Source organism: Maritimibacter fusiformis (assembly GCF_008086115.1).
Lineage (GTDB): Bacteria > Pseudomonadota > Alphaproteobacteria > Rhodobacterales > Rhodobacteraceae > Muriiphilus > Muriiphilus fusiformis.
This window is the reverse complement of record NZ_VSIY01000006.1, coordinates 14,050-28,044: the sequence shown is the minus strand read 5'-3', so window position 1 is coordinate 28,044 and position 13,995 is coordinate 14,050. Positions and strand designations below refer to the sequence as shown.

General features: G+C 66.8%; 13 protein-coding genes. 10 read left to right on the top strand and 3 right to left on the bottom strand.

Annotated elements, in window-relative coordinates:
- Window positions 1–56 precede the first annotated feature (56 nt).
- Window positions 57–845: a response regulator gene (locus tag FVF75_RS09025; protein ID WP_148377654.1), complete on the bottom strand. Its 789-nt coding sequence runs from the start codon at window positions 843–845 to the stop codon at window positions 57–59.
- Between the two features lie 140 nt (window positions 846–985).
- Here FVF75_RS09025 and FVF75_RS09020 point away from each other — a divergent pair, with 140 nt between their 5' ends.
- The 7 genes from FVF75_RS09020 to rpoD all read left to right on the top strand — a co-directional run bounded on the left by FVF75_RS09020 (window position 986) and on the right by rpoD (window position 10,673).
- Entirely contained in the window at window positions 986–1,174 is a 189-nt protein-coding gene (locus FVF75_RS09020; RefSeq protein ID WP_148377653.1) for a NepR family anti-sigma factor, read from the top strand.
- Window positions 1,171–1,728 (top strand): RNA polymerase sigma factor, encoded by a 558-nt coding sequence (locus FVF75_RS09015; protein ID WP_148377652.1) that lies wholly within the window; start codon window positions 1,171–1,173, stop codon window positions 1,726–1,728. The genes FVF75_RS09020 and FVF75_RS09015 overlap by 4 nt, the downstream gene beginning before the upstream one ends.
- Window positions 1,729–1,924: 196 nt before the next feature.
- Window positions 1,925–3,217 carry a capsule biosynthesis protein gene (locus FVF75_RS09010; RefSeq protein ID WP_148377651.1) on the top strand — a complete coding sequence of 431 codons (1,293 nt, stop codon included), beginning with the start codon at window positions 1,925–1,927 and terminating at the stop codon, window positions 3,215–3,217.
- Between the two features lie 89 nt (window positions 3,218–3,306).
- Window positions 3,307–4,455, top strand: coding sequence for a polysaccharide biosynthesis/export family protein (locus tag FVF75_RS09005; RefSeq protein ID WP_148377650.1), 1,149 nt, complete (start codon window positions 3,307–3,309; stop codon window positions 4,453–4,455).
- 101 nt (window positions 4,456–4,556) lie between these two features.
- Complete coding sequence (locus tag FVF75_RS09000) at window positions 4,557–6,515, top strand: capsular polysaccharide biosynthesis protein (RefSeq protein ID WP_148377920.1); 1,959 nt, start codon at window positions 4,557–4,559, stop codon at window positions 6,513–6,515.
- A 47-nt stretch (window positions 6,516–6,562) separates the two neighbouring features.
- Complete coding sequence (gene dnaG, locus FVF75_RS08995; protein WP_148377649.1) at window positions 6,563–8,521, top strand: DNA primase; 1,959 nt, start codon at window positions 6,563–6,565, stop codon at window positions 8,519–8,521.
- A 127-nt stretch (window positions 8,522–8,648) separates the two neighbouring features.
- Window positions 8,649–10,673, top strand: coding sequence for an RNA polymerase sigma factor RpoD (gene rpoD / locus FVF75_RS08990; RefSeq protein ID WP_148377648.1), 2,025 nt, complete (start codon window positions 8,649–8,651; stop codon window positions 10,671–10,673).
- 72 nt (window positions 10,674–10,745) lie between these two features.
- Here the strand turns inward: rpoD and FVF75_RS08985 are convergent, their stop codons facing one another.
- Window positions 10,746–11,318, bottom strand: a complete 573-nt coding sequence (locus tag FVF75_RS08985) for an outer membrane protein (protein ID WP_187393026.1) — start codon at window positions 11,316–11,318, stop codon at window positions 10,746–10,748.
- A 296-nt stretch (window positions 11,319–11,614) separates the two neighbouring features.
- Between FVF75_RS08985 and FVF75_RS08980 the strand changes: the two genes are divergently transcribed.
- Window positions 11,615–11,872 carry a hypothetical protein gene (locus FVF75_RS08980; protein WP_148377646.1) on the top strand — a complete coding sequence of 86 codons (258 nt, stop codon included), beginning with the start codon at window positions 11,615–11,617 and terminating at the stop codon, window positions 11,870–11,872.
- 127 nt (window positions 11,873–11,999) lie between these two features.
- On the opposite strand, the gene FVF75_RS08975 is transcribed toward FVF75_RS08980, so the two are convergent.
- Window positions 12,000–12,203: a dodecin family protein gene (locus tag FVF75_RS08975; protein ID WP_148377645.1), complete on the bottom strand. Its 204-nt coding sequence runs from the start codon at window positions 12,201–12,203 to the stop codon at window positions 12,000–12,002.
- A 222-nt stretch (window positions 12,204–12,425) separates the two neighbouring features.
- Here FVF75_RS08975 and nrdR point away from each other — a divergent pair, with 222 nt between their 5' ends.
- Together nrdR and ribD are read left to right on the top strand one after the other, a co-directional pair.
- On the top strand, window positions 12,426–12,899 hold the full coding sequence (gene nrdR, locus FVF75_RS08970) for a transcriptional regulator NrdR (protein WP_148377644.1): 474 nt from the start codon (window positions 12,426–12,428) through the stop codon (window positions 12,897–12,899).
- The gene (gene ribD / locus FVF75_RS08965; RefSeq protein ID WP_342779803.1) at window positions 12,896–13,993 is read left to right on the top strand and encodes a bifunctional diaminohydroxyphosphoribosylaminopyrimidine deaminase/5-amino-6-(5-phosphoribosylamino)uracil reductase RibD; all 1,098 of its coding nucleotides are present in this window, start codon (window positions 12,896–12,898) and stop codon (window positions 13,991–13,993) included. Before nrdR ends, ribD begins: the two co-directional genes overlap by 4 nt.
- Window positions 13,994–13,995: the final 2 nt, after the last annotated feature.

Genomic DNA, 13,995 nt, shown 5'->3' with positions numbered 1-13,995 from the left:
CCGACGCCCCGCCCGACACATGGTCCGGCGGGGCGTTTTCGTCGTGCCTCGGGATTTCAGGAGGTCAGCGTTTCGGTCGAGGCGAAGAACATCGCCTGGCTGATCGCCGAGATCACCTGGTCGGGCTGATAGGGCTTGGTGATCATGAAGGCCGGTTCCGGCCGTTCGCCGGTCAGCAGCCGCTCGGGAAAGGCGGTGATGAACACCACCGGCACGTCGCCCAGGTCGGCCAGAAGCTCGTTGACCGCGTCGACGCCGCTGGAATTGTCGGCAAGCTGGATGTCGGCCAGGATCAGGTCGGGCCGCTCGGCGCGGCCAAGCTCGACGGCGGCGGCGCGGGTGCGCGCGATGCCGGTGACGCTGTGGCCCATCATGGTGCAGATGCTTTCGATGTCCATCGCGATGATCGCCTCGTCCTCGATGATCATGATGCGGCCGCGCACCATGTCGCGCATCTCGTCGCGGGCGGTGGCGATCAGGGCGTCGGCCTCGTCGGGCGAGATTTCCATGATCCCGGCGATCTCGTCGGTGGAAAACCCCTCGATCGAGTGCAGAAGCAGCGCCTCGCGGGTGTTCGGCGTCAGCCGCGACAGGTGTTCCAGCGCCCGCCCGCGCGGGCCGTCGGCGGCATCGGGCACCGGTGCACCGGAGCTTGACCACAGGCTGTGAAACACCCGAAACAGCGCCGCCTTGTCGCCCAGCGCCTGCGTCCTGAGGCAGCCGGGATCGGCCAGGATCGCCTCCAGCGTGGTCGCTGCATAGGCATCGCCCGAGCCTTGCGCCCCGGTCAGCGCGCGCCCGTAGCGGCGCAGCGCCGGCAGGTGCGGCGCGATCAGATCGGACATGGTCACGGTCTGGGACCTTGAATCTGACACGTCATCTCCCCTTTTTTTCCGTTTCTGCGGAACAAAACGCGCTGCTGTTGCGTTTGTTCCCGAGCGGGTGAAATAGTTTCGCCGGGGATATCATGGCGCAGAGGTGCAGCTTGGCCAAGAAGGCAGACAAAATGGACGTGTTCGGGCAGATCGACGCCAATCTCAAGCGCGTGTTCGAGGAGGACGCCGCCGAGGACTTGCCGCCGCGCCTGCTCGAGCTTCTCGAGAAACTCGACAAGGTTGAGGCGCCCGTGCGCGAGAACGCGAACGAGGACGCCGGGGGAAACGACCCATCATGAACCGCCAGAAAGCTCAGCACGAGCTGATCGGTCACATGAAGGTCTTGCGCGCCTTCGCGATCAGCCTGACCCGCAACGCCAGCAGCGCCGACGACTTGGTGCAGGACACCGTGCTCAAGGCCTGGTCGAACCTCGACAAGTTCGAGGAAGGCACCAACATGCGCGCCTGGCTGTTCACCATCTTGCGCAACACCTTCTATTCCGACCGCCGCAAGGCCAAGCGCGAAGTGGCCGATGTCGACGGCGCGCTGACCGCGCAATTGTCGGAAAAACCCGCCCATGACGGCCATCTGCAACTGGCCGATTTCCGCGCCGCCCTGGCCCAGTTGCCACCCGAGCAGCGCGAGGTTCTGACGCTGGTCGGCGTGCTCCAGTATTCCTACGAGGAGGCCGCCGAGGTCTGCGGCGTCAAGGTCGGCACGGTGAAAAGCCGCCTCAACCGGGGCCGCGAGGCGCTGGCCGAACGCATGGGGCTGGTCGAGAACGAAAGCCTCGAGATGACCGACGCCGTCACCCGGGCGGTGGTCGCCAGCGGCCCGGCCCCGCGAAACTGACACGGGGCGACCGGCCCGGTCATCGCGTGTTCATCTTTCTCAGCGATCCTTGATCGAGGCGCCCCGTCCGCGCCCGATTGACGCCCCTGCCGCGCCATCAAAGCGCCGCAGCCTTCTGCGACAAAACCGCGTGACAAATTCGGGGGACGCGGCCAGAACGGGGCCAGCCGCGGCAAACGCGGGGAACAAAAGGCGCATGACCGGGATCGACGGGACAGACCGGGTATTTCTATTCCTGCAGGGGCCGCACGGGCCGTTCTTCGCGCGCCTGGGCCGGATGCTGCGCGCCGCCGGGGCCGAGGTCTGGCGCGTCGGCTTCAACATGGGCGACCAGGTGTTCTGGCCCGATCGCCGCCGCTACATCCCCTTCACCGGCGACCAGGCGCAATGGCCCGAGACCTTTTCGCGCCTGATCGCGGACAAGCGCGTCACCGACATCGTGCTTTACGGCGACACCCGGTTCATCCATGCCGAGGCGGTGGCCATCGCCAAGGCGCGCGCGATCACCGTGCATGTCTTCGAGGAAGGCTATCTGCGCCCCTACTGGATCACCTATGAGCGCGGCGGCTCCAACGGCAATTCCCGGCTGATGAAGATGAGCGTGGCGGACATGCAAAAGGCGCTGGCGGCGAACGAGCCCGACCTGCCCGAAGCCCCGGCGCATTGGGGCGACATGCGCCAGCACGTGTTCTACGGCGCGCTCTACCACTGGTTCGTGATCTTCGCCAACCACCGCTACCGCGGCTTTCGCCCGCACCGCGCGGTGTCGCCGGCACGCGAATTCGGCCTCTATGTCCGCCGCCTCGTCTTCATGCCGGCTCTGGCCGCCGACCGCATCGTGGCCACCGCGCGCATCAAGTATGGCGGCTTTCCCTATCACCTGGTGCCGCTCCAGCTCGAACACGATTCCAGCTTCCAGATGCACTCGCCGTTCTCGCGCATGACCGAGTTCCTGGCGGTGGTGATCGAAGGTTTCGCCGAGGGCGCACCCAAGCATCACCACCTTGTTTTCAAGGCGCATCCGCTGGAAGCGGGCCGGATCAACCTGCGCCGCGAGATCCGGGCGCTGGCGCGCCGGCACGGGGTCGAGGGGCGCATTCACTACGTGCGCGGCGGTAAGCTCGCGCGCCTGCTCGACCACGCGCGCAGCGCCGTGACGGTCAACTCCACCGCCGCGCAACAGGTGCTGTGGCGCGGCCTGCCGCTCAAGGTGTTCGGGGCGGCGGTCTATGACAAGCCCGAATTCGTCTCGACCCTGCCGCTGCCCGAGTTCTTCGCCACCCCGCGGCGCCCCGACAGCCGCGCCTACCGCGAATACCGCAACTACCTGCTGGAAACCTCGCAGATTCCGGGCGGCTTCTATTCGGCGGTCGGACGGCGCCAGCTGTTGCGCCAGGTGGTCGACATGATGCTGTCGCCCGACGATCCCTATGACGCGCTCCGGCGTGGCACAGCGGCACCACGGCAACAGTTGCGGCTGGTGAAATAGGCAAACGGCCAACCGAGACTGGATTTTTCCCCGTAGCGCCGGTAGGTTGACAAAAAATCGAGGCAGAACTCCACAAAGGAGCCCGAGCAGTGAAGAATACCGGCACAGAATGGGCGCGTCGCGCGGCCCTCTTGGCATGCGTGATCGGATTGGCGGGGTGCGATCTCCTGCCCCGGTCCGGCCCAAACAAGACCGAAATTTTCCGAGGATCGGTGCAGCGCGAGGGTGACGCCTTCGTGGTCGCGGTCGATGACAACGTGACCCGCGCCACCGCCCTGGTTCCGGCGCTGGGGTTCGATGACGGCTTTCTCAACGCCGGCGTGGTCGGATCGGACACGATCAACCCCGGCGACGTGCTCGGCGTGTCGATCTGGGAAAACGTCGAGGAAGGCATCCTCGCCACCGCCGGCGCACCGGCCTCGCTGGAAGAGGTGCAGGTCGACGGCTCGGGCTTCATCTTCATCCCCTACGCGGGCCGGATCAAGGCTTCGGGCAACTCGCCCGAGACGATCCGCCGGATCATCACCGAGAAACTCGAAACCCAGACACCCGATCCGCAGGTCATGGTGCGCCGGCTGGCGGGCGACGGCGCCACCGTGTCGATCACCGGCGCGGTCGGCGGCCAGGGCGTCTTTGCGATCGAGCGCCCGACCCGTACGCTGGGCGCCATGCTGGCGCGCGCCGGCGGCGTCGCGGTGCCCGCCGAGGTTGCCGTGGTCAAGATCATCCGCGGCGCCAAGACCGGCAAGATCTGGTATCAGGACCTCTTTGAGAACCCCGCTGCCGACATTGCCCTTCGCAACGGCGACCGCATCCTGGTCGAGGAAGACACCCGCGCCTTCACCGCGCTTGGCGCGACCGGCACCCAGACGCGGGTGAAGTTCCAGACCCAGTCGCTGTCCGCGCTCGAGGCCATCGCCCAGGTCGGCGGTCTGAATTCCACCGTGGCCGACCCGACCGGCGTGTTCGTGTTCCGCAACGAACCGGCCGAGATCGCCAACATGGTGCTTGGCCGCGCCGACCTGGTCGGTGCGCAGCGGATGATCTACGTGCTCGACCTGACCGAACCCAACGGCATGTTCCGGGCGCGCGACTTCGTGATCCGCGACGGCGACACCGTCTATGTCACCGAGGCGCCCTATGTGCAGTGGACCAAGCTGATCACCGCCTTCTCGACCACCGTGGGCGCGGCCGACTCCCTGGCCTCGGCGGCCACCACCGCCGGCCTGCTTCCGTGACGCCACCGTCCTCGGACGACACCAACGCCGCCGGAGGGGACACCCCCCGGCGGCTTTTCAGTTATGTCACGGTCTTCAGCAAAACCCCTCACGTGCGCCGGATGCTAGAGTTGTCGGGCTGGGCGCCTGTGCGCGGACGGTTTCGCGGCAAACCGGGCAAGGGCGACTTCGTCGGCGTCTGGGGCAACACCGCCTTCGCCGCCGAGGGTGAACGGGTCGCCCGCGAGACCGGCACCACGTTGGTGCGGTTCGAGGATGCCCTGTTGCGCTCCGTCCTGACAGGCCGCGACAGCGAACCGCCGCTGGGCCTTCAGACGGCTTTCAAGGCCGTGCACTACGACAGCCGCACCCCCTCGGATCTCGAAGAGCTTCTGGCCACGCACCCGCTGGACGACACCGCCCTTCTGAACCGCGCGCGCGACGCGATGGCCTGGATGGCGCATGCGCATGTCTCGAAATACAACGCCTTCGACCGCGATCTGCCGGTGCCCGAGGCGCCCTATGTTCTGGTGATCGACCAGACCCGGGGCGATGCCTCGATTCGGTTGGGGGCAGCCGACGAGAGCACCTTCAAGAACATGCTGGTCGCCGCCCAGGTCGAGAACCCGGGCCTGCCGGTCCACGTCAAGACCCACCCCGAGACCATGGCGGGCCACCGCACCGGCCACTTCGGCCCCGAGGACGCCAGCGACCGTGTGCACCTGATCACCCACCCGGTCGATCCCTGGGCGCTGATGCAGGGCGCGGTCGCGGTCTATACCGTCAGTTCCGGCATGGGCTTCGAGGCGATCATCGCAGGCCACCGCCCGCGCGTCTTCGGCCAGCCGTTCTATGCAGGCTGGGGGCTGACCGAGGATGAAAACCCGGTGGCGCGGCGCACCCGCAAGCTGACCCGGGCGCAGCTTTTCGCCGGCGCGATGATACTCTACCCGACCTGGTATGACCCGTTTCACGACCGGTTGTGCGAGGTCGAACAGGTCATCGCCACGCTCGAAGCCCGGGCCCGCGCCGCGCATCAGGACCGGCACGGCCACGTCGCCGCCGGGATGCGCCTGTGGAAGCGCAGACCGATGAACCAGTTGTTCGGCACCCGCAAGGCATGCATCTTCAAAGACGGTCCTCGCGCCGTCGCGCGCGCGCGCGCAACCGGGCGCAGCCTGTTGATCTGGGCCAATCAGGAATCGTCGCTCGGCGCGACAGACGGGGTCAATGTCTCTCGTATCGAGGACGGTTTCCTGCGCTCGCGCGGGCTGGGCGCGAAACTGGTGGCGCCGCTGTCACTGGCGGTGGACGACCTCGGCATCTACTACGACCCGACCCGCGAAAGCCGGCTGGAACGGCTGATCGACGCGGCCACCACCCTGCCCGACGGGGCCCGCCGCCGGGCCGACCGGCTGATCGAGGGGCTGATCGCGGCGCGGCTGACGAAATACAACCTGTCCGGCGACACGCCCGACCTGCCCGGCGGCCACCGCATCCTGGTGCCCGGACAGGTCGAGAACGACGCCTCGATCCTGCTGGGCTGCGCCGGGGTCAAGACCAACCTCGGCCTGCTCGAAGCCGCCCGCCTTGCCAACCCCGACGCGGTGATCGTCTACAAGCCGCACCCGGATGTCGAAGCCGGCTTGCGCCCTGGCCGGATCGACCCCGAAGTCGTGCGCGGTTTTGCCGACGTGGTCGCCGACAACGCCGACCCGATCGCGCTGATCGAGGCCTGTGACGAGGTCTGGACGCTGACCTCGCTGATGGGCTTCGAGGCGCTCATTCGCGGCAAGCCCGTGACCTGCCTCGGTGCGCCCTTCTATGCCGGCTGGGGGCTGACCACCGATCTGGGCTGGGTGCCCGACCGCCGCCGCGCGCGCCCCGACATCACCGCGCTGGCGCATGCCGCCCTAATCGACTACCCGCGCTACTACGACCCGGTGACGCGCACCATCTGCCCGGTGGAGGTCGCCGTCGACCGGCTGGCCAGCGGCATCGAGATCCGCGACGGCCTGGGCCTGCGCCTGCTCGCCAAGGCACAAGGGGCGCTCGCGTCCTACGCCCATCTCTGGCGCTGAGGCCCCGTCCGGCTGGACTTGCCGCACCGAGATGCCATATATCGTCCATGTCCCTGCCACCCGGTTTCCTTGACGAATTGCGCACCCGCACCAGCCTCGGGCAGGTGATCGGGCGAAAGGTCATGTGGGACCAGCGCAAGTCCAACCAGGCCAAGGGCGACCTCTGGGCCCCCTGCCCCTTCCACCAGGAAAAAACCGCGTCTTTTCATGTGGATGACCGCAAGGGTTTCTATTACTGCTTCGGCTGTCATGCCAAGGGCGACGCGATTTCCTTCGTCAAGGATACCGAGAACGTCGGCTTCATGGAGGCGGTCGAGATCCTGGCGCGCGAGGCCGGGATGCAGATGCCCGCCCGCGACCCCGAGGCCCGGGTCAAGGCCGACCGGCGCAGCCAGTTGGCCGAGGTGCTGGAACAGGCGGTGCAGTATTTCCGGCTCCAACTGAAGACGGCGCAAGGCGGTCCGGCACGCGACTATCTCGACCGGCGCGGGCTGAACGAGGCGGCGCAGGACCGCTGGGGCATCGGCTTTGCGCCCGACACCCGGCACGGATTGCTCAGCCATTTCAAGGACAAGGGCATCGCCGAGGATCTGGTGGTCGCATCAGGCCTGGCGATCAAGCCCGATGACGGCGGGGCGGCCTACGACCGCTTTCGCGGCCGCATCATCTTTCCGATCCGCGACGCGCGCGGGCGGGCGATCTCGCTGGGGGGCCGCGCGCTCGACCCCAATGCGCGGGCGAAATACCTCAACGGCCCCGAGACCGAGCTGTTCGACAAGGGCCGCGCGCTCTACAACTTCCGCAACGCCCGCGAGGCCGCCGGCAAGGGCCAGCCGCTGATCGTGGCCGAAGGCTACATGGACGTGATCGCGCTGTCGGAGGCCGGGTTCGAGGCCACCGTCGCCCCCCTCGGCACCGCCATCACCGAGGACCAGCTGCGCCTGATGTGGCGGATCGCGCCGGAACCCGTGATCGCGCTGGACGGCGACACCGCAGGGCTGCGCGCCGCGATGCGGCTGATCGACATCGCCCTGCCCCTGATCGAGGCCGGCCAAAGCCTGCGTTTCGCCATCCTGCCCGAGGGGCTGGACCCCGACGACCTGATCAAGGCGCAGGGCGCGGGCGCGATGCGCAAGCTGGTCGAGGGCGCCTCGCCGATGGTCACGCTCTTGTGGCGGCGCGAGACCGAGGGCAGGATCTTCGACAGCCCCGAACGCCGGGCCGCACTCGACCGCGACCTGCGCGCGGTGATCGGACGCATCGGCGACCCGTCGATCCGCGACCACTACCGCGCCGAGATCGCGCGCCTGCGTCGCGAACTGTTCGCGCCCCGCCGCGCGGCGAGGCCACGCGGGAGCGCGCGCTCCCGCTTCCTCCCTCCTGCCCCGGCGATGGCCGAAACCCGCGGCACGCTGCTGGCCAGTGCCGGCAAGGGCGCGATCGAGGAGGTGCTGCGCGAGGCGGTGATCCTTGCCACCCTGATCACCCATCCCGACTTGATCGAAACCTTCGAGTCCGCGCTCGAACGCCTCGAGATGGCCACCGACGACCACCGCGACCTGCAACGCCTGATCCTGTCGCATGCCCACGACCCTGCACCCGACCTTCGCGCGCGAATTGAACGCGACGCGGGCCCGCACCTCATTGAAAAACTGTTCTCGCTCAACCATGTGCGTATAGCGCCCTCGCTTCGCCGCGCCGACGACCGGGATCTGGCGGCGATGTGCCTGGCCGAGGAACTGGCCAAGCTCGACGCGGCCCGGGGTGCGCGCCGCGAAGTGGCGGATGCTGAGGAGGATATTTCGGCACTTGCCGACGAGGGGCTGACATGGCGCCTGAGCGAGGCGGCCAAGGCACGCGAAGCCGCGGCCCGGGGCAAGGGCGAAGACAAGGGCCTGTTCGATCGCGCCGACAACGGCGTGATGCTGGCCCGCGAGGAGAAAGAGGCGCTGGAGGCGCTGTTGCGACAGATCGACGATGCGAAATCGCAACCCAAACCGGAGTGAACGCGCGCTTTTGGCAGGAAATCCGGAAGAAACCGGGGTACACGGGTTGGCGAATCACTGATTCGCGGGTTTGATTCGCGCTTCACCCGCCGCCGACCCAGGGGCCCAACGATCAAGGGAACGCCGCATGGCCGTCAAAGACACCGACGACACCAAACAGGACTCGCAGGACGACACGCCGGTCTCTGCCGATACCAGCCAGGCCCAGATCAAGAAGATGATCGCCGAGGCCCGCGAAAAAGGCTACATCACCTACGACCAGCTCAACCAGGTGCTGCCGCCGGACCAGTCCTCGTCTGAACAGATCGAGGACGTGATGTCGATGCTGTCTGAAATGGGCATCAACATCATCGAGGACGAAGAGGCCGAAGAGGACGACCAGAAGGGCTCGACCGACGTGGTCACGACCTCGTCGGCGCGCGAACTGACGCTGGCCGGCAGCGACAACGAAAAGCTTGACCGCACCGATGACCCGGTGCGCATGTATCTGCGCGAAATGGGCTCGGTCGAGCTGTTGTCGCGCGAGGGCGAGATCGCCATCGCCAAGCGCATCGAGGCCGGGCGCAACACCATGATCGCCGGGCTGTGCGAAAGCCCGCTGACCTTCCAGGCGATCACCATCTGGCGCGACGAACTTCTGAACGAAGACATCCTTCTGCGCGATGTCATCGACCTCGACGCGACCTTCGGGCGCACGATGGAGGAAGACGACGACGAGCCGGTGGTCAGCGGCCTCGGCTCGACCCCGCCGCCGTCGCCCACCGCCGCATCCGGCGAGGCCGCGCGAAAGCCGGAAAAATCCGCGAACGAGCCGGAACTGGACGCCGACGGCAACCCGATCGTCAAGGACGACGACGACGAGGACGAGGATGACCAGGCCAACATGTCGCTGGCCGCGATGGAGGCCGCGCTCAAGCCGCGGGTTCTGGAAACCCTCGACCTGATCGCGCGCGACTACATCAAGCTCAGCGAGATGCAGGATCTGCGCATGTCCGCGACGTTGAACGAGGACGGGTCGTTCACCGACAAGGAAGAGGCGACCTATCAGAAACTGCGCTCCGAAGTGGTCGAACTGGTGAACGAGCTTCACCTGCACAACAACCGCATCGAGGCGCTGGTCGACCAGCTTTACGGCATCAACCGGCGCATCATGGCAATCGACAGCGCGATGGTGAAACTGGCCGACCAGGCCCGGATCAACCGGCGCGAATTCGTCGAGGCCTACCGCGGCTATGAGCTCGACCCGACCTGGCTCGAGCGGATGACCGACAAGCCCGGACGCGGCTGGCAGAGCTTCATCGAACGCTCCGCCGACAAGGTCGCGGAACTGCGCACCGAGATGGCCCAGGTCGGGCAATATGTCGGCGTCGACATCCCCGAATTCCGCCGCATCGTGCAGCAGGTCCAGAAGGGCGAGAAAGAGGCGCGTCAGGCGAAAAAGGAAATGGTCGAGGCCAACCTGCGGCTGGTCATCTCCATCGCCAAGAAATACACGAACCGCGGACTGCAATTCCTGGATCTCATCCAGGAAGGCAACATCGGCCTGATGAAGGCCGTGGACAAGTTCGAGTATCGCCGCGGCTACAAGTTCTCGACCTACGCGACCTGGTGGATTCGCCAGGCCATCACCCGCTCGATCGCCGATCAGGCGCGCACCATCCGCATCCCGGTGCACATGATCGAGACCATCAACAAGCTGGTGCGCACCGGCCGCCAGATGCTGCACGAGATCGGACGCGAGCCGACGCCCGAGGAGCTGGCCGAAAAGCTGCAGATGCCGCTTGAGAAGGTGCGCAAGGTGATGAAGATCGCCAAGGAGCCGATCAGCCTCGAAACCCCGATCGGGGACGAGGAGGACAGCCAGCTTGGCGACTTCATCGAGGACAAGAACGCGGTGCTGCCGCTCGACTCGGCCATTCAGGAGAACCTGAAGGAAACCACCACGCGGGTTCTGGCCAGCCTCACCCCGCGCGAGGAGCGGGTTCTGCGGATGCGCTTCGGCATCGGCATGAACACCGATCACACGCTCGAAGAGGTCGGCCAGCAGTTCTCGGTCACCCGCGAACGCATCCGCCAGATCGAGGCCAAGGCGCTGCGCAAACTCAAGCACCCGTCACGGTCGCGCAAGCTCAGGTCGTTCCTCGACCAGTAGGCCGATCCGGATGTGAGACATGAAAGGGGCGCCCGCTGGGGCGCCCCTTGTCGTGTCCTGCTTGGTTCGAGGTCAGAACCGGAACGAGATCATCAGCTTGCCGGCATGGGCGTTCACACCCCCGGCCAGGTTGTCGTAGCGGGTATAGCGATAGCGCCCCGTCAGCATGATGTTGTCGCTCATCATCACCGAGGCACCGGCGCCGGCGGACCAGCCCATTTCCCAGGTGCCACCGGCGGCGGTTTGCCGAAGGCCCGCCACACCGGCGGTGACATGCGGCATGAAATCGCCCGCGTCATAGCCCAGGATCAGGTCGCCGCCGATCCGGTGCCACGTGTCGTTCGGTGCGGCGAGATCGACGGTGGTGTATTCGTAGCTGACTTCGCCCCCGACCACGAAATCGCCCATGTCGGCGAGATAGCCGCCATGAACCCCGTACCCGTAGTACGAGATGTTGGGACCGCCGTTGTTCAGACTGCCGAGGTCACCGTTGACACCGGCATAGAACCCGGACCAGTCACGGCCCGGATCGAGGTAGACTGCGGTCGGCGGTGAAACGACCACCGGCTCCACAAGACTCCCCGCATGCGCGGTGCCGAACGTGGCAAGGGCAAGCGAGGAGGCCGTTGCGAGATGCTTGAACATGGCAAACCTCCTTTGCGTTTTCTGCATTCCGTTATTAGTGATCATTAGCTAATGTTTTCGCGGGCAAATCAACTAAATATGGGGTCGGCGCACGAAATCCTCGGCTCATGTTGCATGAATACAAGGCACGGCAGCACAGGAACCGCCGTGATGCAGGAAGGGCACGCCTCCAGCCCATTGTTTCCAGACATATTTATTGACTTATCCACAGGCCGGCGCTCGTGTATCCTGCGATCGCAGGGCGATGCCCGCGCCGCACGATGAGGCCGTGCGTATCGAGACAAAGGACAACAGACATGGTTCAAGAAGCGAAAGAGACCGAAAGCACGACGCCAAGCATGACGCCGGAGCAAACCCGCCAGGAACGCAAGGCGGCGCAGCTGCTTGCCTTCAACCGCTGGCGTCTGGACTGGCGCGCCGCCAATCCCGAGGCGAACAAGGACGACCGCCGCGAGGCCTGGAAGGCCGCGCGCAAGAGCGAAGTGCGCAAGAGCCGCAAGGCCCTGCGCGCGCTGGTCAAGCGTGGCTACCGGCTCGAGTCCGGCCCGGCCTGATCCCAGGCCGGACGGTGCGCCGCCCGCTTTCCGGCGGGCGGCAGTTCTTGCACTATTTCAACATTTTCGGGCCGTGAATGTTCGAAAACGTCTATGACGCTTGCGCTTTTCCCACAAAACGCCCCGATCAGTCCTCGAGCACGAAGGTCACCATCAGGTTGACCTGATACTCGGTGATCGAGCCATCCGCGACCCGGACCTGCTGTTCCTTGACCCAGGCCGAGCGCACGTTGCGCAGGGTCTCCGAGGCGCGGGCGATGCCCGATTTGACCGCGTCTTCGAAACTGACGGTCGAGGTGGCGGAGATTTCGGTGACGCGTGCAATGCTCATGGCATCCTCCCTGGTTGATATGCCCCAGCATGACACGCCCCGGCCCCCGGCCCGACTCCCATTTCAGCCTATGCGCAACAACCCGCCGGCGGCGCGTCGCGACGCCTCATCTGGTAGCGGTGAATTGCCTCTACCCAAAATCCATGCTTGCCCCTATAGTGCCTGTGGATAAGTGGGCCCAGACCCACGATCAGAGGTGACAGGCAAGAGAAGGGGATCGGGATGCGTTGCCCGTTTTGCGGAAATGTTGATACGCAGGTCAAGGATTCGCGGCCTGCAGAGGATCACGTCGCGATCCGACGCAGGCGGTTCTGTCCGGCCTGCGCCGGGCGCTTTACCACCTATGAACGCGTGCAGTTGCGCGACCTCGTGGTGATCAAGTCGAACGGCCGACGCGAGGAATTCGACCGCGACAAGCTCGAACGCTCGATCCGCATCGCGCTGCAAAAGCGCCCGGTCGAGCCCGAGCGGATGGACCAGATGATCTCGGGCATCGTGCGCCGGCTGGAAAGCATGGGCGAGACCGACATCCCGTCGAAGACCATCGGCGAGATCGTGATGGAGAGCCTGGCCCGGATCGACACCGTCGCCTACGTCCGTTTCGCCAGCGTTTACAAGAACTTCCAGGCCGCCGACGACTTCGACAAGTTCGTCAGCGAATTGCGCCCCGGCGCCGTGGCCGACGAGGAACAGTGACCGACACCCGATACATGGCCCTGGCCCTGTCGCTTGGCCGGCGGGGCCTTGGTGCTGTCTGGCCCAACCCGGCGGTTGGCTGCGTGATCGTCAATGAGGGCCGCATCCTCGGGCGCGGCTGGACCCGGCCCGGCGGTCGGCCGCATGCCGAAACCGTCGCGCTGGCCCAGGCCGGCGCCGAAGCGCGCGGCGCCACCGCATATGTCACGCTCGAGCCTTGCGCCCATCACGGCAAGACCCCGCCCTGCGCCGATGCGCTGGTCGCCGCCGGCATCGCGCGGGCGGTCGTGGCCCTGCGCGACCCCGACCCAAGGGTGAACGGCCAGGGGCTGGACCGCCTGCGCGCCGGTGGCATCGAGGTGGTCGAGGGCCTGCTGGCCGACACCGCCCGCGCCGACCAGGCCGGATTCCTGAGCCGCGTCACCGAGGGGCGTCCCCTGGTCACCCTGAAACTCGCCACCTCGTTCGATGGCCGCATCGCCACCGCCAGTGGTGAGAGCCGGTGGATCACCGGGGCGGCAGCGCGGCGCATGGTGCACGCGCTGCGCCTCAACCATGACGCGGTGATGATCGGGGCCGGCACCGCACGCGCCGATGACCCGATGCTGACGGTGCGCGACCTTGGCGCGCCGCGTCAGCCGGTGCGGGTGGTGCTGGCGCGCAACCTCGATCTGCCGCTCGACGGCCGGCTTGCGGCCAGCGCCGGCGAGGTGCCGCTATGGCTGGTGCACGGCGACGGCGCCGACCCCGACCGGATCGCCGCCTGGCGCGCGCGCGGCGCCGAGCTTGTGCGGGTGCCGGTGGTGGGCGGGCGGCTGGACGCCGGCGCGGCGCTGGCCGCACTTGGCGCGCGCGGTCTGACCCGGGTGTTTTGCGAAGGCGGCGGCACCCTGGCGGCGGCGCTTCTGGGCGGCGGGCTGGTCGACCGGCTGATCGGGTTCACCGCCGGTCTGGCGATCGGGGCCGAGGGCCGGCCCGCGATCTCGGCGCTCGGGCTTGGCGGTCTGGCCGAGGCGCCCCGCTTCATGCTGGCCGAGACCCGCGCCCTTGGCGGCGATGTCATGCATGTCTGGCAGCGGGACCGAACCGGCTGAAA